20 protein-coding genes are annotated in these 20,880 nt (G+C 50.3%); 12 read left to right on the forward strand and 8 right to left on the reverse strand.

Annotated elements, in window-relative coordinates:
* Window positions 1–7: 7 nt before the first annotated feature.
* Window positions 8–736 (reverse strand): heme oxygenase (biliverdin-producing), encoded by a 729-nt coding sequence (locus RHH27_RS11380; protein WP_302678322.1) that lies wholly within the window; start codon window positions 734–736, stop codon window positions 8–10.
* A 274-nt stretch (window positions 737–1,010) separates the two neighbouring features.
* Between RHH27_RS11380 and acsF the strand changes: the two genes are divergently transcribed.
* On the forward strand, window positions 1,011–2,075 hold the full coding sequence (gene acsF, locus RHH27_RS11385; protein ID WP_302678323.1) for a magnesium-protoporphyrin IX monomethyl ester (oxidative) cyclase: 1,065 nt from the start codon (window positions 1,011–1,013) through the stop codon (window positions 2,073–2,075).
* 2 nt (window positions 2,076–2,077) lie between these two features.
* On the opposite strand, the gene RHH27_RS11390 is transcribed toward acsF, so the two are convergent.
* A complete protein-coding gene (locus tag RHH27_RS11390) occupies window positions 2,078–2,380 on the reverse strand; it encodes a DUF3181 family protein (RefSeq protein WP_302678324.1) in 303 nt (100 codons plus the stop codon).
* 328 nt (window positions 2,381–2,708) lie between these two features.
* Here RHH27_RS11390 and RHH27_RS11395 point away from each other — a divergent pair, with 328 nt between their 5' ends.
* The 4 genes from RHH27_RS11395 (at window position 2,709) to RHH27_RS11410 (ending at window position 8,900) form a co-directional block, all read left to right on the forward strand.
* Window positions 2,709–5,123 carry a dynamin family protein gene (locus RHH27_RS11395; protein ID WP_302678325.1) on the forward strand — a complete coding sequence of 805 codons (2,415 nt, stop codon included), beginning with the start codon at window positions 2,709–2,711 and terminating at the stop codon, window positions 5,121–5,123.
* An 87-nt stretch (window positions 5,124–5,210) separates the two neighbouring features.
* Window positions 5,211–6,707: a dynamin family protein gene (locus RHH27_RS11400; protein WP_302678326.1), complete on the forward strand. Its 1,497-nt coding sequence runs from the start codon at window positions 5,211–5,213 to the stop codon at window positions 6,705–6,707.
* Between the two features lie 160 nt (window positions 6,708–6,867).
* The gene (locus RHH27_RS11405; RefSeq protein ID WP_302678327.1) at window positions 6,868–7,809 is read left to right on the forward strand and encodes a diguanylate cyclase regulator RdcB family protein; all 942 of its coding nucleotides are present in this window, start codon (window positions 6,868–6,870) and stop codon (window positions 7,807–7,809) included.
* Window positions 7,810–7,811: 2 nt separating this feature from the next.
* Entirely contained in the window at window positions 7,812–8,900 is a 1,089-nt protein-coding gene (locus RHH27_RS11410; protein WP_302678328.1) for a patatin-like phospholipase family protein, read from the forward strand.
* Between the two features lie 30 nt (window positions 8,901–8,930).
* On the opposite strand, the gene RHH27_RS11415 is transcribed toward RHH27_RS11410, so the two are convergent.
* Window positions 8,931–9,350, reverse strand: coding sequence for a photosystem I reaction center subunit II PsaD (locus RHH27_RS11415; RefSeq protein ID WP_149819488.1), 420 nt, complete (start codon window positions 9,348–9,350; stop codon window positions 8,931–8,933).
* A 380-nt stretch (window positions 9,351–9,730) separates the two neighbouring features.
* Here RHH27_RS11415 and RHH27_RS11420 point away from each other — a divergent pair, with 380 nt between their 5' ends.
* On the forward strand, window positions 9,731–10,375 hold the full coding sequence (locus tag RHH27_RS11420) for a YqiA/YcfP family alpha/beta fold hydrolase (RefSeq protein ID WP_302678329.1): 645 nt from the start codon (window positions 9,731–9,733) through the stop codon (window positions 10,373–10,375).
* Here the strand turns inward: RHH27_RS11420 and RHH27_RS11425 are convergent.
* On the reverse strand, window positions 10,344–11,324 hold the full coding sequence (locus RHH27_RS11425; RefSeq protein ID WP_302678330.1) for a methyltransferase domain-containing protein: 981 nt from the start codon (window positions 11,322–11,324) through the stop codon (window positions 10,344–10,346). The two genes, RHH27_RS11420 and RHH27_RS11425, sit on opposite strands and share 32 nt — an antisense overlap.
* A 232-nt stretch (window positions 11,325–11,556) precedes the next feature.
* Here RHH27_RS11425 and ribBA point away from each other — a divergent pair, with 232 nt between their 5' ends.
* Entirely contained in the window at window positions 11,557–13,200 is a 1,644-nt protein-coding gene (ribBA, locus tag RHH27_RS11430) for a bifunctional 3,4-dihydroxy-2-butanone-4-phosphate synthase/GTP cyclohydrolase II (RefSeq protein WP_225901720.1), read from the forward strand.
* A 54-nt stretch (window positions 13,201–13,254) separates the two neighbouring features.
* Here the strand turns inward: ribBA and RHH27_RS11435 are convergent, their stop codons facing one another.
* The 3 genes from RHH27_RS11435 to RHH27_RS11445 are packed head-to-tail and all read right to left on the reverse strand — an operon-like array spanning window position 13,255 to window position 15,376.
* Complete coding sequence (locus RHH27_RS11435; protein ID WP_302678331.1) at window positions 13,255–13,833, reverse strand: 4'-phosphopantetheinyl transferase superfamily protein; 579 nt, start codon at window positions 13,831–13,833, stop codon at window positions 13,255–13,257.
* 10 nt (window positions 13,834–13,843) lie between these two features.
* Complete coding sequence (locus RHH27_RS11440; RefSeq protein ID WP_225901575.1) at window positions 13,844–14,281, reverse strand: hypothetical protein; 438 nt, start codon at window positions 14,279–14,281, stop codon at window positions 13,844–13,846.
* A gap of 60 nt (window positions 14,282–14,341) precedes the next feature.
* Window positions 14,342–15,376: a Gfo/Idh/MocA family protein gene (locus RHH27_RS11445; protein WP_149819497.1), complete on the reverse strand. Its 1,035-nt coding sequence runs from the start codon at window positions 15,374–15,376 to the stop codon at window positions 14,342–14,344.
* Between the two features lie 143 nt (window positions 15,377–15,519).
* Here RHH27_RS11445 and queC point away from each other — a divergent pair, with 143 nt between their 5' ends.
* The 5 genes from queC (at window position 15,520) to RHH27_RS11470 (ending at window position 20,496) form a co-directional block, all read left to right on the forward strand.
* Window positions 15,520–16,221 carry a 7-cyano-7-deazaguanine synthase QueC gene (gene queC / locus RHH27_RS11450; RefSeq protein WP_302678332.1) on the forward strand — a complete coding sequence of 234 codons (702 nt, stop codon included), beginning with the start codon at window positions 15,520–15,522 and terminating at the stop codon, window positions 16,219–16,221.
* A 125-nt stretch (window positions 16,222–16,346) separates the two neighbouring features.
* Window positions 16,347–18,263 (forward strand): molecular chaperone DnaK, encoded by a 1,917-nt coding sequence (gene dnaK, locus RHH27_RS11455; protein WP_206200234.1) that lies wholly within the window; start codon window positions 16,347–16,349, stop codon window positions 18,261–18,263.
* Between the two features lie 205 nt (window positions 18,264–18,468).
* Complete coding sequence (locus tag RHH27_RS11460; protein WP_011057571.1) at window positions 18,469–18,633, forward strand: hypothetical protein; 165 nt, start codon at window positions 18,469–18,471, stop codon at window positions 18,631–18,633.
* 67 nt (window positions 18,634–18,700) lie between these two features.
* The gene (locus tag RHH27_RS11465; RefSeq protein WP_302677533.1) at window positions 18,701–18,943 is read left to right on the forward strand and encodes a TMEM165/GDT1 family protein; all 243 of its coding nucleotides are present in this window, start codon (window positions 18,701–18,703) and stop codon (window positions 18,941–18,943) included.
* Window positions 18,944–19,068: 125 nt separating this feature from the next.
* Window positions 19,069–20,496 (forward strand): mechanosensitive ion channel domain-containing protein, encoded by a 1,428-nt coding sequence (locus RHH27_RS11470; RefSeq protein ID WP_302678333.1) that lies wholly within the window; start codon window positions 19,069–19,071, stop codon window positions 20,494–20,496.
* A 5-nt stretch (window positions 20,497–20,501) separates the two neighbouring features.
* Here the strand turns inward: RHH27_RS11470 and RHH27_RS11475 are convergent, their stop codons facing one another.
* On the reverse strand, window positions 20,502–20,876 hold the full coding sequence (locus RHH27_RS11475; RefSeq protein WP_302678334.1) for a YraN family protein: 375 nt from the start codon (window positions 20,874–20,876) through the stop codon (window positions 20,502–20,504).
* Between the last annotated feature and the right edge of the window lie 4 nt (window positions 20,877–20,880).

Raw genomic sequence — 20,880 nt, forward strand, 5'->3', positions numbered from 1 at the left:
GTGGGCCTTAAACGGCAACAGCTTCAGGACGGGGTTGCTCCCGCCGACTCGGTTGGTTCTCAACAACGGACTGCCAGACCTGCTCGCCAACGGTGGCTTTTAGCTCCGACTCTAGGGCGTGCATGAGGTGGCAGTTGAGGGTAAAGGCAAAGTTGGCTTCCTTGACAATGCGGGCGATCGCGACCTCATCGAGGCTGAGGCTATCCAAGGTTTCCCGATACCGCTGCTTAAAGGCTTTCTTGTCTTCTGGGGTCGGCAGGGCTGGAAACTCGTAAAAGGCGGTGCCCTTGCCTGCGGGGAGCGCTAACTGGGAACGCACAATTTTACTCAGAGCTTGTCCCCCAGAGAGATCCCCCATATAGCGGGTGTAGGAATGGGCAATGAGCAACAGAGGATCAGTTTGGGCGAGGTCATGAATACGACTGAGGTAAACGCGAGTGGCTGTGAGGGGGGTAATCTGATCGCGCCAATTGTCGCCGTAGTAGAAGGCCAAGTCTTCGGCCAGTTGGCCACTGCGGTTGAGTTCGGGAAAATACATCGCCCGCAGGCGATCGCTCGTAGCACTGGCTAAGGCAGCTTCGAGGTCAGTGTACACAAAGTAGAGATTGGCCAAGAACTGGCGGAAGAGGCTCGGCGTAATCAACCCGCGGACAAAACATTTCATGAAGGCGGTGTGTTCGGCCAAGCTGTGAGCCTCAGCAGTTCCTTCCCGCAGCGCAAGGGAGAGCACGGTCATACCTGTAACTCCTGAAATCAGTTTTTAACAATCTTTTTTGAGATGAGTTCATCCTGCCAACGACGAATGGCCGTGGGCTGAACGGGGGCAGAAGGGCAAACTAAGGGTGAGTATTACTTTTTGACCATATGGCTGTCAAGCGAAACTTCAAAAAACATTACAAAACTGCCTACTTTTGCAAAATCGTCAAGACGGTTATTGACCGTCCTGAGGGATATAGTATAGTAAAACGGTATGACCTGCATAGGTTTAGTTCTATAGGAGTGAAAGGCTTATGGTGGCGATCGCCCCCAATCCCGATGCGAGTCAGAGCGTTAAAACTATTCGCGAAAACCTTTTAACCCCCCGCTTTTACACAACAGATTTTGAACAGGCAGCAAAACTTGACCTGAGTCGCCAGCAGGAACAACTCGAAGCAATGTTGGCGGAAATGCGGGCAGACTACAACCGCCATCACTTTGTCCGCGACGACGCCTTCAAAGGCACATGGGACACCTTGGATGCACAGACCCGCAAAGCCTTTATTGACTACCTCGAGCGCTCCTGTGTCTCTGAGTTTTCAGGGTTTTTGCTCTTTAAGGAACTCTCGCGCAAGCTGAAGAATCGCCACCCTCTCTTGGCGGAAATCTTTCACCTCATGGCACGGGATGAAGCGCGGCACGCAGGGTTTCTCAACAAGGCAATGATGGATTTTGGCCATGCCATGGACTTGGGCTATCTCTCCAAGGCGCGTACCTACACGTTTTTCCCCCTGCCATGGGTGCTCTACACCGTCTATCTATCGGAGAAAATTGGCTACTGGCGCTACATCATCATCTACCGTCACCTAGAAAAGCACCCCGAACATTCCTTCTATCCCCTGTTTAACTACTTTGAAAGTTGGTGCCAAGACGAAAACCGCCACGGCGATATTTTCAAGGCCTTGATCCACTCCCAACCCCAATTGATTCAAGGCTGGGGTGCCAAACTATGGATGCGCTTCTTCCTGCTGACGGTGTTTGCCACCCATACGCTGACGGTGCATGAGCGTGCCAAATTCTATGAAGCCCTTGGTCTTGATGCCACGGAATTCGATCGCGAGGTCATTGCCAAAACCAATGAAACGGCCGCTCGCACCTTCTCGGTGGTGCTCAATGTCGATCACCCTGACTTTTATCCGCGGCTGCAACGCTGTGTCGAAATCCATAAAAAACTCCAAGCCATTGAAGCCAGCAATCAACCCAAGTGGCTGAAGGCCTTGCGGAAGCTTCCTCACCAGTTGGCGATCGCCGGCCACCTGTTGCGCCTGTATCTCTTGCCCCCCGTCAATGCCCAACAGGAATGGGGCACCGTGCACTAGGGCTAAAGCTCCTCTTGGCGAAAACGGTTGAGCAGTTCTACCAGCAGCTCTTGGTTGGCCTTGGGAATCAGGCAATCGAGGGAAAGGGACTGCTGACCCCCGCCAAGGGGAACTGAAACCTCCTGCAAGACACTCGTGACCTGCGCCGAATTAACCTCCCCCTGCTCTAGGAGGGGCAAAAAGGCTTCGGCGAGGGGGGCTGCCAGCTTTGCATCAGCGAGATACAGATGCCATTTGGCCACATCCATATAGATATCACGGCCAATTTCAGCCGCAAGACGTTCAATTAAGGGGGTACGACTCATTTAGATCACCGCTTTTTCATTCACTCTATTTGTACCAGTCAAGGGGGGCGATCGCTAAAATAGACCGATCATGGGATAGTAATCGGGAAAACACCTGTGGACAAGGATCAGGCTCACCCATAGAAGGCTAATCATTAATTTTTGTTAAGAACTAAAACCCTAACGGTCTTTTCCCTAAGTCCTGAATGCGCTCAAAGCAGCCAAAATCAATGTTTACAGGGAGCGTGTCCTTTTTCTTTTAGGAAAGAGCTGTAGATTACAACAGTTTTTATTCTTTGTGCTACCATAGGCTTCAGTCCTCTTTTAATTGCTCTTAATTGCTGATTGTATGGCTACGGCTATCCCCCCCGGCATTCCCCAAGACATTCAGCCAAGTGAGACCCTACTAGAAAACTTGCGCCAGGATGTCATTCATTTGCTGAAACAGACCGTTGGCATTGTTGAATGCTACAACAGCCTCCATAAAACAGCAGAGAGGGATTCATCTCAAGAAAAAACAGAATTTTCAGGTACAGCAGCGATTCGGCAAGCCCTCACCAACGTTGAGGAAATGGCTCTACGCATGTCCGTGGTCGCCCCCATGAAAGCTGGCAAATCCACGATTATCAATGCAATTGTCGGTCAACCGCTTTTGCCTGCCCGCAATACTGCCATGACCGCTACTGCAACGGAAATCGTTTTAGATACAAACTACCCTGAACCTGTTCTCTTTGTCCCCGAAGAAACCCTCACTTTATTCAAAGAGGCAGCGGCGAAAATCCGCCAAGAATACAATAGGAATCGTGACAACGTTAAAGCTAAGTTACAGAAATATCCTCATCTTGACACCACATTTGAAAACATTATCAGGAATGACGGCACTTTGTTCAAAGAAGAAACAACAGGTGTCGAAAGTGTGCGTGAAGCCCTGCAACTAATGAATGATTTGGTACGTTTAGCCAGCCAAATAGTTCCTGCCTACAACCCTGTAAAGCGGATGCGGGAGCTACCCCAGATCAGAGTAGCACCTTTTACCTCTGAAGGCGAGGCTATCAACACCGCTTTGGGCAACCTTGTCATTATTGACACTCCAGGTCCTAACGAAGCAGGCGAGAACTTAGAAATCAAGAATATTTTTGCTGAACAACTTGAGCGTAGTAGTCTCATTTTGGTTGTCCTAGACTTTACCCAACTCAAGACTGAAGCGGCTAAAAGTGTTCAAGAAACCGTTCAGGCAATTGCTGAGATTCGTGGTGGAACTGAAAATATCTATGCCCTCGTAAACAAAGTTGATCAACGACGCAGAGGGGATATGACTCCTGCAGAAGTGCGGGAGTTTGTGCAGCAGGAATTTAGAATTCCTAGCTCTCATGTTTTTGAGCTATCTGCCCAACGAGCCTATTGTGCTGCTCGTTTCCTGAAGCAGCATGACTTAGGAGAAGACTGGCGGACTCGACCTGAAGCCAGAGATTTGGCAAGAGAAATTCTTGGGGATGACTGGGAAGAAGACTTAGAAGATATTGACAAAGATGCGTTTACTAAGAAAGCTAGAAAGCAGTGGTATGAACGCTCAGGATTTTATCAGTTTTTCACTAAAGTGATTAGTGAACTCATTAAAATTGCTGCACCGAAAGTAATCAGGGAATCTCTAAACATCACTCACGGCTTTATTCATAAGCTTCTTGAAGACATTAATTTGCGAAAAAGAAGCTATCAAGCAACCCTAGGTACACTTGAGGATGAAATTAAGCAACTAAATCAAGATATTAAGAAAATTGAAAATTCGGCTAATCTGTTGAATATTATCGAGGAGTATCAAAAAGAAATTAAGAATCAGATTGCCAGTGAAGTCTCTGAATTGAAGAACAAGGCAAGAGCAGACGTTAGTCATCTTTTTTCTCAAAAAGAGTATGAGCAGGCTGATGTTCTCAAAAAAGTAATGCTTTTTCTCACAGACTTTGCACACAAATTAACCAACGACAAGTCTCGTGAGGATCATTTAAGGATTCCTTTTAGCTCAAGGCATGACGCTGAAGATTTTCAGGGAAAAATATTTAACCTAGTTTCACAAGAAGTGGAAAAATCTTTTGCTGACACCCAGAAAAAGATTGAAAAATTTGTAGGAGAAAAAATCCTTGGATTAAAGAAAGAAATAGAGGAAGAAACTCAGCCTATCCTAGAAAAAGCAAGAGAACGACTCCAGATGACTTTTAATGTGCAATTAAGCCTTCCTAATTTTCAGGTTTCAAAGGCTAGTTTTGGCAATTCTGAACTTCGACCCGAAGCTTTAACTAGGACTGTCAATAAATTTCGAAAAGTGGAAAATGGATTTTGGTGGCACTGGTTTTGGCTAATTGCTAATCCTAAGGAAGTGTATGAAATTTATACAGAGACTATTCAAGAATATGTAGTCTATCTCAATAAAGTCGTTGAGGAAATCAATCGACAAATAGACACCCAAGCGAATCAAATAGAACAAGAGGTTAATAATTATTTAGAAAAAGGTTTTAAAGTAGAAGCAGAACAATACATCGAGTATCTCAGTAGCTATCTCAAGGATTATCGAACAACCCTGATTGAGAGCCAAGAATATCAGAGAAAGTCTGCTGTTGAAAAAGAAGAAGTGATGAAGCAACTAGAGCAGCTCGAGGAGGATGCTCAAAAAGCGAAGTGTGATATTCCAATTTATTCGCGTCGAGTAGAGGAAGTTCTGGAAAATTATGGTTCTTCCTGCGATTCACCAGAAAATTCCTCTAATCAGTGATTAATTCAGCTTTCCTTACCCTACAGTGTCAACACTTTTTATCTTTTGTGCTAACCTAGCCCCCAGTATTTCCTGACTGCTGATGATATGGCTACAGCTATCCCCCCCGGCATTCCCCAAGACATTCAGGCAAGTGAGACCCTACTAGAAAACTTGCGCCAAGATGTCATTCATTTGCTGAAACAAGCCGTTGACATTGTTGAACGCTACAACAACCTTCATAAAGCAACAGGCACAGAATTTTCAGGTACACTAGCGATTCGACAAGCCCTCGCCAACGTTGAGGAAATGGCTCTACGCATGGCCGTGGTCGCTCCGATGAAGGCAGGAAAGTCTACGATTATCAATGCAGTCGTCGGTCAACCCCTCCTACCGGCTCGCAACACGGCAATGACGGCTACTGCAACAGAAATCATTTTAGACCCTAATATTGCTGAACCTATTCTGATGGTTCCCGAAGGGCTGGTCAGTTTATTTCGCGAGACTGCTGATCATATTCACTGGAAATGTCAAACAGATCGCACAGGCGTTGAGAAACTATTGCGCGAGCGATATCCTCATTTGACCCGCACACTAATCAACATTATTAGCAACCCCTTCCTATTCGAGCGACAGATAAAAGGCGTTGAAAATATCCGCACAGTCTTGCATCCCATGAATGACATCGTGCGTTTAGCGAGTGAACTTGTTCCCAACTGTAATGTCATAAAACGAATGCAGGAGTTGCCTCAAATTAGGGTCGCGCCCTTTACCCTTGAGGATCAGCCCATCAATACGACAGTGGGCAACCTTGTCATTATTGACACTCCAGGTCCTAACGAAGCAGGCGAGAACTTAGAAATCAAGAATATTTTTGCTGAACAACTTGAGCGTAGTAGTCTCATTTTGGTTGTCCTAGACTTTACCCAACTCAAGACTGAAGCGGCTAAAAGTGTTCAAGAAACCGTTCAGGCAATTGCTGAGATTCGTGGTGGAACTGAAAATATCTATGCCCTCGTAAACAAAGTTGATCAACGACGCAGAGGGGATATGACTCCTGCAGAAGTGCGGGAGTTTGTGCAGCAGGAATTTAGAATTCCTAGCTCTCATGTTTTCGAGGTATCTGCCCAACGAGCCTATTGTGCTGCTCGTTTCCTGAAGCAGCATGGCTTAGGAGAAGACTGGCGGACTCGACCTGAAGCCAAAGACTTGGCAAGAGAAATTCTTAGGGATGACTGGGAACAAAACTTAAAAGAGATTGACAAAGACGCGTTTACTAAGAAAGCTAGAAAGCAGTGGTATGAACGCTCAGGATTTTATCAGTTTTTCACTAAAGTGATTAGTGAACTCATTAAAATTGCTGCACCGAAAGTAATCAGGGAATCTCTAAACATCACTCACGGCTTTATTCATAAGCTTCTTGAAGACATTAATTTGCGAAAAAGAAGCTATCAAGCAACCCTAGGTATACTTGAGGTTGAAAAAGAAGTGATGAAGCAACTAGAGCAGCTCGAGGAGGATGCTCAAAAAGTGAAGTGTGATATTTCAATTTATTCGAGCCGAGTAGAGCAAGTTCTGATCAGCAGTATTGAAGGTGAATACTGAGCCGACAAATTATTAAATTTTATTGCAGATTCGACTTTCCTTACCCTACAGTGTCAACACTTTTTATCTTTTGTGCTAACCTAGCCCCCAGTACTCCCTGACTGCTGATGATGCCGATTTATTTAAGTCGATTAAAGTAATTTTTTGCGTTGTAGATTTTATGAATTACTTAGCCATTGAAGAGCGAATCCCTCTTGCCAATGATCAGCTACTGATTGATTTAGCTAACAGCATTCACACAAATCAGTCTTTGATAGCGTATCGCGCCAATCGAGGTTTTTTGGGTAGGTTACTGGATAGTTTAACAGGTCGCACTTACCAGCAAGATACCCTTCTTGCCCAAAACTTGACCCGAGGACAGGAAGCATTACTGAGCATTACTAATGAACTGATTGAAAAGCTGCAATTTACTGAGTATGCTCTTGTCACTACCCAACACTCCCTCCGAGAAACTCGTGAATGTCTTGTAGCTACGCAGCACTCTCTTCGAGAAACTCGTGAGGGGCTTAATCACAACACGCAGGCATTGAATAGTTTATTGAATAGTTTAATTGAGACCTGCGATCGCAAGTTTCAAGAGCAAGAGAAACGTATTGCTACCCTTGAACGGCGAGTGACGGCACGGGAAGATTTCGATCGCATTTTCTCTCTCTGGCGAAGTGGCCAAAGCTATCACGATCTCCCTTGGGCTATCCAAATCCTATTTTTAGCCCGCGAAATCTACAACAGTTCCATTGCCTACCTAGAACTTGAACAACAAGTCACTTATTATCGCGACCTACTGGTGAATGAAATTTTGGCGCACCAGCGGCACTACTTACCCAAGCATTTCTTCAGTACCGCAACGCTGCTAAAAGTAACTCGGCAAGCAACAGCACAAGAGGATACAGAGATCGTTTACGACATTCTGGCGAGTTGCCGCTATTCAGACTCCTATCCCTTGCTGCGCAATATGTCAACACTATACTGCCAACAGCAGCCTTCCTTTGTCCTTCAGCACCCTCCTTATACCCTAGATGCCAAAGAAGTCATTCAGCGGATTGTTCATGAAACTGCCGCTGCAACGTTGCATTCCCTCCAGTCTCTGAAATCCAAGGAGTGATTATGCTAAACACTGGTTCAAAAGTTGGTTTAGTCCTCACGGGTGGTGGTGCCAAAGGTGCTTACCAAGTGGGGGCACTGCGCTACCTCGCTGAACAGGGATTTGAACCGCACATTATTGCAGGTACCAGTATCGGTGCCCTCAATGGCGCCATCATTGCCAGCTATCCCCAGCAATTGGCTCGGGGTGTGAGCAAGCTCGAGGAGATTTGGCGTGAGATTGGTGCCGCCAATATCATCTCCGCCAACCCCAACTGGCTCAGCATTCTCATCAGCTATGGCATCCAATCTGCCTTACCTGAATTTGGGGGATGGATCAATACTTTTTTGACAGTGACGGGGATTCTCCCCAAATGCTATTCCTTCTTTGACCCGCGCCCGATCGAAGAACTTGTGCACTCCTATGTAAACTACAACCAACTGAAACGGGGTACGGAGCTTTGGGTAACGGTTTTTCCCTCATTGCAAATTCCGGGTCTGGGCTATAACCTGTTGATGACATTGATTGACATGTGTCGCGTTTGGACAGGCACAAAAGCTGAGTGGCTGCGGGCACAGGATATGGATGACCCAGAGACGTTATTGAACTTGCTGCTGGCGAGTGCGGCCGTTCCTTTGGCCTTTCCGCAGCGACAGGTCAATGGTCAAACCTATGTGGATGGGGCACTTCAGGATAATGTGCCCTTGGGAGCGTTGGCGCAGCGGGGCTGTACCCATGCCATTGTCATTCACCTTGAGGATGGGGTGCCCTGGAATCGTTATGACTTCCCTAATTTGACAATCATTGAGATTCGACCACAGACAGTGCTGAATACTTCAAACACGGTTGTACTGGGGAGTCTAGAAAGCTTGCTCGATTTCCGGAGCGATCGCATTGCCGCCCTGCAAGCACAAGGGTATGCCGATGCCAAGGCAGCCATTGAGCCGATCCTCACCCTTGCGCAGAACCTGAGAACCCTGCGCCAAACCCATGGGGAGTTAAAGGCTTCTACGGCAGCACTCTTGAATCCCGATGAGTTAAAAACCTCTACAGCAGCACTGCTCAATCACAACGTTGCTTTAAAATCAATACCCCCCATGGTTGATCCATAGGGGGTCATCAGGAGATAGCTCAGCACCGACCTATGGATCGTAGGGCTTCTTGCCGGTGAACTTCAGTTGCGAAGGATTGGGATTTTGGCCAATGGAGCGGGGCACTGAGTTGACGGCTTCACGCCCTTGGTTCACCTTCTCAGGGAAAACACCATCCTTGGGATGGATCAACACCGTTTCACCATCGGGGAAAATGCGGTAGATTTTGTAGTCATTGATTTTGCGGGGACGCAGTTGCTGAGCGGCTAGGGCAAGGCACTGCTCCTTACGGGCAAGGTAAACAAGATTTTCCCCTTCACGCATAACCGCAGCCCCAGCCGTCGGCATTTCAAAAACCTGCTCTTTGGGGCTTGTCCAGGTGATGGCGTATTTCTCTTCGGTGTCCGCTGCGCTGAGGAGGCCGCCGGTGCTGCCACCATAGAGCGGGGGTTGCCCAGTGAGTGTTGTCATGCGTTCGATCCTCAATCTCTCACGTTTTCATTCTTAAGATCGGCCAGATACAACCCTTTTCTTGGATATGGGAACCATAAAGGGGATGCAATCCTCTCCCATAGGGGCTTTCGCAGTTTTGAGCGTTTGCCCTCCTTGCGAAAAGGGCTGTAGCCAGATTCAACGGCATCGTAGCATTGAAATCGCGGTGTTGATGCGAGTTGTGAGAAACTGTAACAGTTCCTTCAAAATAAGGAATTGTTGTTGAGCTGTTTGATCAGCATTCTGAATTATTTTCAATGATCACCCTTGAACAACCTATGGCTAAAGGGCTAATTTGTTAAGATTATTGACAAAGTGCGACAAAAATATGTCCGCTCCTCACAAGGGATTATTGAGCAATGCAATATCTCTACCTCCATGGATTTGCCTCGTCGCCGCGCTCAAGTAAAGCTCAGTATTTTCGCGATCGCTTTGCGGAACTCGGTCAACCGCTACTCATTCCTGATCTCAATCAGGGGGATTTTTTTCATTTGACCTTAAGTCGTCAAATTGACCAAGTAGAAGCGCTGCTCGCCCCAGAGGAACCCGTCACATTGATTGGCTCCAGTTTTGGTGGCCTGACGGCTGCTTGGCTAGCGCAAAAGCATTCCCAAGTGGTGCAACTGTTTCTGCTGGCACCTGCCTTTGAGTTTGCGATCCATTGGCTGCCGCGCTTGGGCGATCAATACCGCCGCTGGCAAGAAACGGGTGTGCTGGAGGTGTATCACTACACGCAAGAGCGCCTGCTCCCCCTTAGCTATGGTTTTGCCAAGGATTTACTAGAGTACGACGATCGCCAGCTGCAGCGGCCTGTGCCTACCCTCATTTTCCATGGTCTTCAGGATGAGGTGATTCCCATCGAAGCCAGTCGTCGCTACTGTGAAGGCCGCCCTTGGGTGAGTCGGGTGGAATTGGACAGTGATCACGCTCTCAAGGATGTACAGCCGGCCATTTGGGGCATGATGTACCCGATTATTTCTCGGCAGTTGAGTTTAGAGCAATAGCGGGAACTTCGGCTCGCACGGCGCGAAACATGCCAAAGCGGCACAGTCCCATGCCAAAGGCAAGCCGCATCAACAGAAAGGTGGGTACTTCCCGCAAAGATTTTACTAGCCCCGGTAGGCCAAAGCGAATCAGCCCCTCTGGTCGCACAATTCCCTGCCAAATTGAATCTAGCCACGAGGGGAGCGTTTCCTGTGTCCAGTCAGCAGTGATCACCTCTCCAGCCACTAAACCCGTTGCGGCAAGGGCTTCGGCAAAGCCTTCAATACTGGCAAAGGCGGGGTGTGCCCATTGATCCAAGAGCTGCCGCATAATGAGCCGCTCCCAGAGGTTCAAGGGGTGCTGGCGATCGTCCCTTTGGTTCCAATCGGCAACCACAAGAATCCCCCCCGGCTTTAGGACACGGAGTAATTCCTTAGCAAACTGCTGTTTATCGGGCATGTGGGGGCCGGCCTCAATTGACCAAACCACGTCAAAGCTGGCATCTGGAAATGACAAGGCTAGAGCGTCATCCACCTGAAACTGCACATTGAGATCCGCAGGAGTGAGTTCCCGCGCCCGCCGTACCTGTTCAGGGCTGATTGTAATTCCCGTCACGTGAAAGCCATAGTCACGCGCTAGCATACGACTGCTCCCGCCAATGCCACAGCCCACATCCAAAACCGTTGTCCCCGGCGGCAGGCGATCGAGACCCGCCCAGCGCACCATTTCATGGACAAAATCTGCCTTTGCTTGGCGAAAGTCCTTACGACGGGGGGGCGAACCATAGTGGCCAAGGTGAATATGCTCACCCCAGTAAAATTCAAGAATGCCGTCATTGGTCCAGTCGTCATAGGACTCGGCGACAGAGCGGGCAGACTCGTACTTGCGAGGAAACAGGAGATAAAGCGCTAACCCTAGGAGGACTAACGCGCCAACAATGATAACCAGTATGAGCAATAGATGAGACATGCAGCAGATTGGCTGGTGAAACCTTTCACTATGATGACGAGGTTTTTAGCATTTCCACAAGGGAAAGAGCCACAGATGGGTTTTCGTGGGAGATCGTACGCTGTTCAATACTATCTTGAAAAGTTGGTGCAATCCTACCTGCTAGTGCTGCGGGCACCCAATCCTCGTGAAAAAGGCTGTAACTTAATAATAAGGAGCCTTAAAAATTCTGGAAGGAACTGCCTTGGCGGATGTGCCTGTGTTTGACTCGATTGAATCTGCGTTGGATGCCCTGCGGCGGGGTGAAGTTATCGTCGTGGTGGATGATGAAAATCGTGAGAATGAGGGGGATCTCATTGGTGCCGCTGAGCGTGTGACCCCAGCCATGATTAACTTTATGGCGGTTCACGCCCGAGGATTGATTTGCCTCGCCATGGAGGGCGATCGCCTCGATGAATTGGATTTGCCCTTAATGGTAACAACAAATACCGATAGCAACCAAACTGCCTTTACGGTGAGTGTTGATGCCGGTGCCCGTTGGGGCGTGACCACAGGCATTTCCGCCGAAGACCGTGCCCGCACCATTCAAGCCCTCATTGACCCGACGACCCAGCCTCAAGATTTACGTCGCCCCGGCCATGTCTTTCCCCTGCGATCGCGCCCTGGGGGGGTTCTCAAGCGAGCCGGCCATACCGAAGCCGCCGTCGATCTGACACGGTTGGCAGGTCTCTACCCAGCGGGGGTCATCTGTGAGATTCAAAATCCCGACGGCACCATGTCGCGGCTGCCCCAACTCATTGAATATGCTCGCACCCACCAACTGAAGATTATTAGCATTGCCGACTTAATTAGCTATCGTCTCCAGCATGAGCGTTTTGTCCGCCGCGAAGCTGTGGCCAAGCTACCGACGGAGTTCGGTGAATTTCAAATCTATGGCTATCGCAATTCCCTCGATCAATCGGAGCACGTCGCCATTGTCAAAGGAGATCCTGCCACGTTTAGCGAGCAACCCGTGCTGGTGCGCGTTCATTCTGAATGTTTGACGGGCGATGCCCTCGGTTCACTGCGCTGCGATTGTCGGATGCAACTGCAAGCGGCTCTGAAAATGATTAACGCGGCAGGACGCGGTGTGGTGGTTTATCTGCGCCAAGAGGGTCGTGGCATTGGCCTAGTCAACAAGCTACGTGCCTATTCCCTGCAAGATTTGGGAATGGACACCGTGGAAGCTAATGAGCACCTCGGCTTCCCAGCGGATTTGCGTAACTATGGCGTTGGCGCCCAAATGCTCAATGACTTGGGAGTGAAGCAGATTCGCCTGATTACCAATAACCCCCGTAAAATTGCTGGCCTCAAGGGCTATGGCCTCGAAGTGGTGGATCGGGTGCCCCTGCTGATTGAAGCGACGCCCTACAACACCCCCTACTTGACGACTAAGGCGGAGAAACTGGGGCATCTACTGCTACAAACTTACCTGATCACAGTGGCCTTTCGCTGGCAGGAGTCGCAATTAGATGCGGGCGATCGCTATGAGCGGTTGGAAAAAATACGTCATCTGGCCGCAGGCGTCCATTTGCTAGTGCGCGAAGAAGCTCGGCCCGTTGCGCAGGCCATCTTTGGACATCCTGACCTGATTGTTCACTTTGGCTTTGACCAACCCCATGTGGCCGATCGCCAGTGGTATCAGCAGCCAGAACATCCCTATGTCTTGGCGGTGCAAACCCTGCTGCGGCAATTTTGCCAATGGCCAACCCTGAAGGGATTTGAGTTTCTCGTGGCCACCGGCAGCGATCCAATGCTCAACCTACCGATGGATCTCGATCGCCAAGCCTACACCCAACAGCCCCCCAGTGAGTGGCAACCTCATCTCATCTATTCATGGTCAGCAGTAGCAGGTTAAAGCGTCGATGAATATCTTGGAGCATCTACGTCGTTTTCAAGTGTGAACATTCATTTATCCCACTACTTCTGGCCAAAAAAAGACACACTGGAGCGGCGTTGGCGTTAGCACAACAACACTGGCAATGGCGCGATCGCCCACGGGGAAACTGACTGCCCAATGTTCTAAAGGCTGAGCCGCCGTCCGCTGCCATACCCCGATCCCCTGAGCCTTGAGCCACGCTTCATAGTATGTCCAAGCCTGTAGAAACGAGCGATCGCTCCCCTCTAATATCCTTTGTTGCAGAGCCGCCCCAAAAAACCGCCGACTAATGGCTGAACGCTGAGGACAGGGGCGCAATATTTCTACATCTACCCCTACAGCCGCCCGGCCACTCACGGCCAACACCGCTAAGTTACCACTATGGCTCCAGTTAAATTCCAAAGCATCCAAATAGGGCTTACCCCCAGCGGTACGCGGTAGAGGCTTCTCGCCAAGATTCGGCTGATAGCGTCGTAAATAGGCGCGCAGGGTAACCTCACGGGGCACATCAGGGGGAAGCGTTAACCACCAAAGATGCAGCGCATGGGAATACAAGGTGAGATTGTCGTGTGGCGCCTGCCATTGAGGGGCAACAATCGGGGGTAGGGGCAAATCCCACACATTAAAGACTGAGGCGTTTTTTTAGTGACAATAGGTGAGTGCGGGGATTAATGGGGCTACGGGGCAGCGGTAACTCAAAATTCGGCCAATTGGGCAGACTGGCACAGGGACAGTGTACAGGGGGTAACCCATGACAGGGTAGAGGCACAGGCATTTGGCAGCGGGCACAGGGGGTAATGTCCCAACAGTCGCTCAAGAGTTGCGTAATCGTCTCCGCCGTGTCCTCAAGAAAGCAGTCTCCTGCCTGACCAGAGATCACATAGACCCAGCAGGCCTCAAAGGCTTGACTGTAGCGATCGCCCTGAAGGACAGGTTGCGGCAGCACCGTATGCGCTCCGCCCCAAATACACAGCCGTTTGCCCAGCTGAAACCAGTAGGCGAGATAGGACTTCACCTTTGCTTGGGCTGCCAAAAAGGCACAACCTTCCAGATCCGTCATTGACACAACCCTCGCTGCTGTACTTACTACCCTAGCGCAAGGAAACGAGGGCGATGCGTGCTAACGAATCAGTGCCGCCAAGGAAGCATCCAACTGTCCCCAACTGTGGCCATCAAGGGCTAACTGCTCAATGAGACTGGCCAAGCGCAACGCTTTGAGTGCCTGCTCCCCACCCACCGAGGGAGGTTGACCACCACGAACACAGTTGACGAAGTGCTCCAATTCAGCATGGAGGGGTTCAATATTGCTTGTATAGACCTTCTCAATGAGACCGTCTTGGCGGTAGAGAACTTGGCCATGATCGGCACTGCACGATGCGGTGGTTTTGCGGTGAATGAGAATCTCGTTTTTCAGGAAATCGGCCTCCGTGAGGGAATTTTTGCAGTGGGCAGCAATGCGTCGTTGTTTGCGGTGGGTGACTTTACTGGCCGTGAGGGTGGCAATAATGCCGTTGGCAAAGCCCAATGTGGCGGTCACGTAGTCCAGATACCCAGAGTTGGCAGAGCGACTGCCGGCGGCCGTTAGGCGCACCACAGGGGAATTGGTGAGTTCCAATAGCAAGTCAATATCGTGGATCATTAAGTCGAGAACCACTGAGACATCATTAGCGCGATCGGAGTAGGGACTCATGCGATCGGCTTCAAGGGCAAGGATTTCCTCAGTGCGCAGAACTTTGCTCAGTTCTTGAAATGCAGGGTTAAAGCGCTCAATATGTCCGACTTGGAGGATGCACTGGCACTCCGCTGCTGCGTTGACGAGCGATTCTGCTTCGCTAATACTGGCGGCAATCGGTTTTTCCACCAAGACATGTACCCCGTGGCGCAAGCAGGTAATGCCCACTTCATGGTGGAGACGGGTGGGCACGGCAATACACACCGCCTCAACGTGGGGCAGTAAATCCACATAGTTTTCAAAAAATTTCACCCGATATTTGCTAGCGGTATCAATGCCCCGCTCCAGATTCACGTCAGAAATGCCCACAAGTTCGACATCTTTGAGTAAACTCAAAACACGGGTATGGTGCTGACCCATGTTGCCAACACCGATAACGCCAATGCGCAGTGGTTCGGGCTGGGGACGGACGGCAGAACTCATGTCTAGTTATTTCACTCCTCTACGCAACCGGGGAAAGGCTTGGTGTTGGCGATCGCCCGCCGTAAGTAGCAACTCACAGAATGAACATTTTCAGAAAGATGCTACCACAGCATTGCCAAATGTAAAGGTTTTGATAGACAGCTATGATGACGACACCAAAGGCCGTCGTGTTGCTCTCAGGGGGGTTAGACTCCAGCACGGTGTTATTTCGTGCCAAGGCACTGGGTTATGCTTGCTATGCCCTTTCCTTTGACTATGGGCAGCGCCATCGGCGGGAATTAGAAGCCGCGATCGCCATTGCCACCGCCGCCGGCGTGATTCAGCATCAAATGGTCTCCTTGAATTTGCAGTTGTGGGGCGGCTCTGCCTTGACTGATTTAACGATTGACTTGCCTCGCGATCGCGATCTGGCTACCATGAGCCAAGAGATTCCCATTACCTATGTCCCCGCCCGCAATACGATTTTCTTGAGTGTTGCCCTTGCCTATGCCGAAGCCCTAGGGGCGCAAACGGTTCATATTGGCGTCAATGCCCTCGATTACTCTGGCTATCCCGACTGTCGGCCTGATTATATTGCTGCAATGCAGGAGGTCTATCGCTTGGGTACCAAGCAGGGGCGTGAAGGCCAGCCCATTGAAATTGTCACCCCCCTCATTGAACTCCACAAAAAAGACATCATTCGTCTGGGGAATGAGTACGGCGTTCCTTGGGGAAAAACATGGTCCTGTTACAGCGATGGCCAACAGGCCTGTGGTCGCTGCGATGCCTGTCGATTGCGTTTAGCGGCCTTTGCCGAATTAGGGCTTGTGGATCCTTTGCCCTACGCGGCTGACCACCCTGTGTAGGTTCGGTAAATCCCCCTTTTGCAGAGAGCGGGAGCGATCGCACTATAGGAAGGAGAGAGGGTTAAGCCCAATATGGGTGCTGTGCCCCGCATCGAAGTTAGCCTGCAAAGGGAGTTTTCGTCGCTATGGCAAAAGTTGTCGGAATTGATCTGGGGACCACCAACTCCTGTGTGGCCGTCATGGAAGGGGGCAAGCCCACGGTTATTGCCAATGCTGAAGGGTTTCGGACAACGCCCTCCGTTGTTGCCTACACCAAAAATGGCGATCGCCTCGTGGGTCAAATTGCCAAACGGCAAGCAGTGATGAACCCCGAAAATACTTTCTATTCTGTGAAGCGCTTTATTGGCCGTCGCTTTGATGAGGTGACCCACGAAGCCACCGAGGTCTCCTACAAAGTTTTGAACGTCAATGGCAACGTCAAGCTGGATTGCCCCGCCCTTGGCAAACAGTTTGCCCCCGAAGAAATTTCTGCTCAAGTCCTGCGCAAACTAAAAGAGGATGCTAGCAAATACCTTGGCGAGGAAGTCACCCAAGCGGTGATTACTGTGCCCGCCTACTTCAACGACTCGCAGCGCCAAGCCACCAAAGATGCTGGCAAAATTGCCGGTCTTGAAGTGCTGCGGATCATCAACGAACCCACCGCCGCTTCCTTGGCCTATGGCCTAGATAAAAAAGCCAATGAAACCATCCTTGTCTTTGACCTTGGCGGTGGTACCTTTGACGTGTCCATCCTTGAAGTCGGTGATGGCGTTTTTGAAGTGCTCGCCACCTCCGGGGACACCCACCTTGGTGGTGACGACTTTGACAAGAAAATTGTGGACTACTTGGCTGAATCCTTCCGTGCCCAAGAAGGCATTGACCTGCGCAAAGACAAACAGGCGCTGCAACGGCTGACAGAAGCGGCAGAAAAAGCCAAGATTGAACTTTCCAGCGTCATGCAAACGGAAATTAACCTGCCCTTCATTACTGCAACGCAGGATGGGCCTAAGCACCTCGACATGACGCTCACCCGCGCCAAATTTGAGGAACTCTGCTCTGACCTCATTGACCGTTGTCGCGTACCCGTTGAGCAAGCCCTCAGGGATGCCAAACTCAGCAAAGATCAAATTGACGAAGTGGTACTGGTGGGTGGCTCTACCCGCATTCCTGCCATCCAAGAGCTGGTCAAACGGCTATTGGGCAAAGACCCCAACCAGACTGTGAACCCCGATGAAGTCGTGGCGGTGGGTGCCGCTATTCAAGCTGGGGTGCTGGCAGGGGAAGTGAAAGACATTCTTCTCCTTGATGTCACACCGCTGTCTTTGGGGGTGGAAACCCTTGGCGGCGTGATGACAAAAATTATTCCCCGCAACACCACGATCCCGACGAAAAAATCCGAGGTCTTCTCTACTGCGGTTGATGGTCAAACCAATGTGGAGATCCACGTCCTGCAAGGGGAGCGGGAAATGGCCGCCGATAACAAGAGCCTCGGCACCTTCCGTTTGGATGGCATTCCGCCGGCACCCCGCGGTGTGCCCCAAATCGAAGTCACGTTTGATATTGATGCCAACGGTATTCTCAACGTCACCGCTCGCGACAAAGGCACCGGCAAACAGCAGTCCATTAGCATCACCGGCGCCTCAACGCTGCCTAAGGATGAAGTAGAACGCATGGTGCGCGAAGCGGAAATGAATGCCGCTGCTGATAAAGCCAAACGCGAGAAAATCGAGACCAAAAACCAAGCGGAACAACTCTGCTACCAAGCGGAGAAACAACTATCCGAATTGGCTGACAAAGTCTCCACCAGCGATAAAGACCGCCTCACCGCCCTCATTGCTAACCTGCGCTCGGAAATCGGCACTGAAGCCGAGAAGAAACCCATTGAATCCATTAATTTTGAACGGGTGAAATCGCTGATGCAGGATCTGCAACAAACCCTCTACAGCGTCGGCTCCAGTGTTTATCAAAGTGCGCAGTCCAGTGATGGAACTGGCTCCAGCAGCAGCGGTAGCAGTGGTGGTGGTGACGAAGTGATTGACGCTGAGTTTTCGGAAACCAAGTAGTCCCTTAAATTCGCAACTTTCTGCCAGAACAAGACTCCTCCTCCCCCTAGGTGAAAGCTTAGGGGGTTTCTCATTTTTGTGAGGGGGTATAGTCACAGTTTTTTCGATCACAGGCTTCTTGTGCTAGGGGAAAAATTCCGATAGAATAAAGTTTCTGTCCTTAATTTTTGTTGAGTGCTGAGACCACCCCACCATTGAGGTAAGCATGGCCAAACGCCGCAATCCCAAGAAAGAAAAAGCTCTTCGTAACCAAGCCTATGCTCGCAAGTTTCGCAAGCGTTCTTCGGGTCGCTACAGCCGCCGCCTAAATACGGAGAATCGCCCAGAGACGAAAACCACCGAGACGGTTGAGGAAATGACGGACGCCTAGAGGGCAGTCGGTGATTAAGCGCGCGTTGCCATGGCGAGAGTTCGGGGTTGCGTTTTTAACCGTTTTTTTGGCTGAATTTGCCGATAAAACTCAAATTGCTGTATTTTTCATGGCTGCCCGCGCTGCCTCCCCTTGGTTGGTGTTTTTGGGAGCAGCTTTGGCCTTAGTAACCACTAGTTTGATTGGGGTATTGATTGGTCGCTGGCTATCACAGTACCTCTCGGAACAGCGATTACAAACGCTGACGGGTGGTAGTCTCTTGGCGATCGCCCTTTGGCTATTGTGGGATATGCTGCACCCAAGCCTTTGATGACCAAAATATCGCCACTTAATGGCGCGAGAAAGTTCCTTCAGTTGACGATCGCCCCCTGCTAAAGTGAGGGGGTTAGCTTAGGCACTGTCTAAGTTGGTGAACCCCTGAGGAGACTGTGGAGAATGCCATCCCAAGTCATTGAACTGTGGTCATCGTTCGTTAGTATTGCCGATGCACCGTTGTTTCGCCTTGGGCGGGAAACGATTTCCCTGCGTTGGCTGTTTCAAGTGGTGCTGTTGCTCATCCTCGTTGCCATTTTGGCGCGCTTTTTCAAGGGGGTGCTGAAAAATCAACTCCTACCCCGCCTTGGTTTGGATTTAGGCAACCGTGAGGCCATTTCCACTGTGATGAGTGGTGCCGGGGGAGCACTGGGCTACATTATTGTTTTGCAAGCAGTGGGGATTAATCTCGATTCCCTAGCGGTGATTATTGGTGGCTTGGGGGTGGGGATTGGTTTTGGTTTGCAGGATGTCACCCGCAATCTCATCAGTGGCCTGACGCTCCTGATTGAGCGCAAAGTGCGTGTCGGCGACTTTGTGGAAATTGAAAACATCAGCGGCTACGTTCAGGAAGTCTCGATGCGAGCCACGGTGATTCAAACCTTTAACGGTTCAAATGTGGTGGTGCCCAATACCTACCTTGCCGATAGTCCGGTGCTGAATTGGTACTACGAAACCCATCGCGGTCGTATTGATATTGCCATTGGGGTGGCCTATGGGACAGATCCAGTTTTGGTGACGGAAGTCTTGCTCAATATTGCGCATTCTGAACCAGATGTCCTCAGGGAGCCAGCCCCTCGGGTGATTTTCCGTGAATTTGGCGATTCTGCCCTTAAGTTTGAACTCTGGGTATGGACGGATGCCATTGAGCGGCGAGTGTTCATCAAGAGCAGTCTCAATTTCAAGATTGATTATTACTTTCGGCAGCATAATATCTCGATTCCTTTCCCGCAACGGGACATCTGGATCCGCAATGCGCCAGCGCTCTCTCCCCTCAATGAGCCAGCCGAAACGGTAGGCATGCCCTTGGCACCGGCAACGCCCTCCTTAAAGTCGCTGCTTCAGCAGGTGAGCTATTTTCAGTGCATGAATGACTTGCAATTACGCTTTCTCATCGAATCGGGCTACCGCAAGCACTTGGCAGCGAAGGAAATTTTGTTCCGTGCTCAGGAGGCAATCAGTAACTTCTACATCGTATTGCAGGGGCAGATGGCGGCGGTCTATGAGGAGAATGGTGAACTCAAGCCAATGATGACGTTTAATCCGGGGGAGCACTTTGGCGAGCTACCACTAATGCTGGGGGTGGCCTGCCCAACAACGATGATGGCAATGACGGATACGGTCTTGTTTGTCCTACCACGGGAGGGATTTGAACAGTTGCTAAAAGAACATCCTTCCCTTGCTGATGATATTGCCGTGGCGATCGCCCGCCGTCAGGATGTGCTGGCGCAACATCAACAGGACCTTCAGCAACTGAGTCGCCAAGAGTCGGATCAAAGTCGTCCGATTAACTGGATTCGCGATCGCCTGCAAAAACTGCTGAGTTGGTAAAGTGCTCAATCGGTGGCGTCCAGCGTAAATGCGTGCTCCAAGTATTGATGCAGCCGATAGGTACCTGCTTGGTATCGCACCAAGGCCACATCGAAACGACAGGGATGATCCTGCCACTGGGGCTGACGTTCTAGGAAGGCTTGGGCGGCCAAAATGAGTTTGCGTTGCTTGCTAGGGGAAATCGCACCGAGGCCATCACAATCCCAGTTGCGGGAACGGCGGGTTTTCACTTCGACAAAGCGCACCACCCCCCGCGGATCACAGGCAACAATATCCAGCTCACCCCAAGGGCAAGACCAGTTCTGAGCCAAAATTTGACACTGCTGAGCCTGTAGCCATGCGGCGACCACTGCCTCACCGCGATCGCCCACGTGGCGCATAGGC

It is taken from the genome of Thermosynechococcus sp. PP555 (genome assembly GCF_031583225.1).
Lineage (GTDB): Bacteria > Cyanobacteriota > Cyanobacteriia > Thermosynechococcales > Thermosynechococcaceae > Thermosynechococcus.

Excerpts from the sequence above, each read along its gene's own strand:
- RHH27_RS11380 (WP_302678322.1), bottom strand. The coding sequence starts at position 736 with ATGACCGTGCTCTCCCTTGCGCTGCGGGAAGGAACTGCTGAGGCTCAC.
- acsF (WP_302678323.1), top strand. The coding sequence starts at position 1,011 with ATGGTGGCGATCGCCCCCAATCCCGATGCGAGTCAGAGCGTTAAAACT.
- RHH27_RS11390 (WP_302678324.1), bottom strand. The coding sequence starts at position 2,380 with ATGAGTCGTACCCCCTTAATTGAACGTCTTGCGGCTGAAATTGGCCGT.
- RHH27_RS11395 (WP_302678325.1), top strand. The coding sequence starts at position 2,709 with ATGGCTACGGCTATCCCCCCCGGCATTCCCCAAGACATTCAGCCAAGT.
- RHH27_RS11400 (WP_302678326.1), top strand. The coding sequence starts at position 5,211 with ATGGCTACAGCTATCCCCCCCGGCATTCCCCAAGACATTCAGGCAAGT.
- RHH27_RS11405 (WP_302678327.1), top strand. The coding sequence starts at position 6,868 with ATGAATTACTTAGCCATTGAAGAGCGAATCCCTCTTGCCAATGATCAG.
- RHH27_RS11410 (WP_302678328.1), top strand. The coding sequence starts at position 7,812 with ATGCTAAACACTGGTTCAAAAGTTGGTTTAGTCCTCACGGGTGGTGGT.
- RHH27_RS11415 (WP_149819488.1), bottom strand. The coding sequence starts at position 9,350 with ATGACAACACTCACTGGGCAACCCCCGCTCTATGGTGGCAGCACCGGC.
- RHH27_RS11420 (WP_302678329.1), top strand. The coding sequence starts at position 9,731 with ATGCAATATCTCTACCTCCATGGATTTGCCTCGTCGCCGCGCTCAAGT.
- RHH27_RS11425 (WP_302678330.1), bottom strand. The coding sequence starts at position 11,324 with ATGTCTCATCTATTGCTCATACTGGTTATCATTGTTGGCGCGTTAGTC.
- RHH27_RS11440 (WP_225901575.1), bottom strand. The coding sequence starts at position 14,281 with ATGACGGATCTGGAAGGTTGTGCCTTTTTGGCAGCCCAAGCAAAGGTG.
- RHH27_RS11445 (WP_149819497.1), bottom strand. The coding sequence starts at position 15,376 with ATGAGTTCTGCCGTCCGTCCCCAGCCCGAACCACTGCGCATTGGCGTT.
- queC (WP_302678332.1), top strand. The coding sequence starts at position 15,520 with ATGATGACGACACCAAAGGCCGTCGTGTTGCTCTCAGGGGGGTTAGAC.
- dnaK (WP_206200234.1), top strand. The coding sequence starts at position 16,347 with ATGGCAAAAGTTGTCGGAATTGATCTGGGGACCACCAACTCCTGTGTG.
- RHH27_RS11460 (WP_011057571.1), top strand. The coding sequence starts at position 18,469 with ATGGCCAAACGCCGCAATCCCAAGAAAGAAAAAGCTCTTCGTAACCAA.
- RHH27_RS11470 (WP_302678333.1), top strand. The coding sequence starts at position 19,069 with ATGCCATCCCAAGTCATTGAACTGTGGTCATCGTTCGTTAGTATTGCC.
- RHH27_RS11475 (WP_302678334.1), bottom strand. The coding sequence starts at position 20,876 with ATGCGCCACGTGGGCGATCGCGGTGAGGCAGTGGTCGCCGCATGGCTA.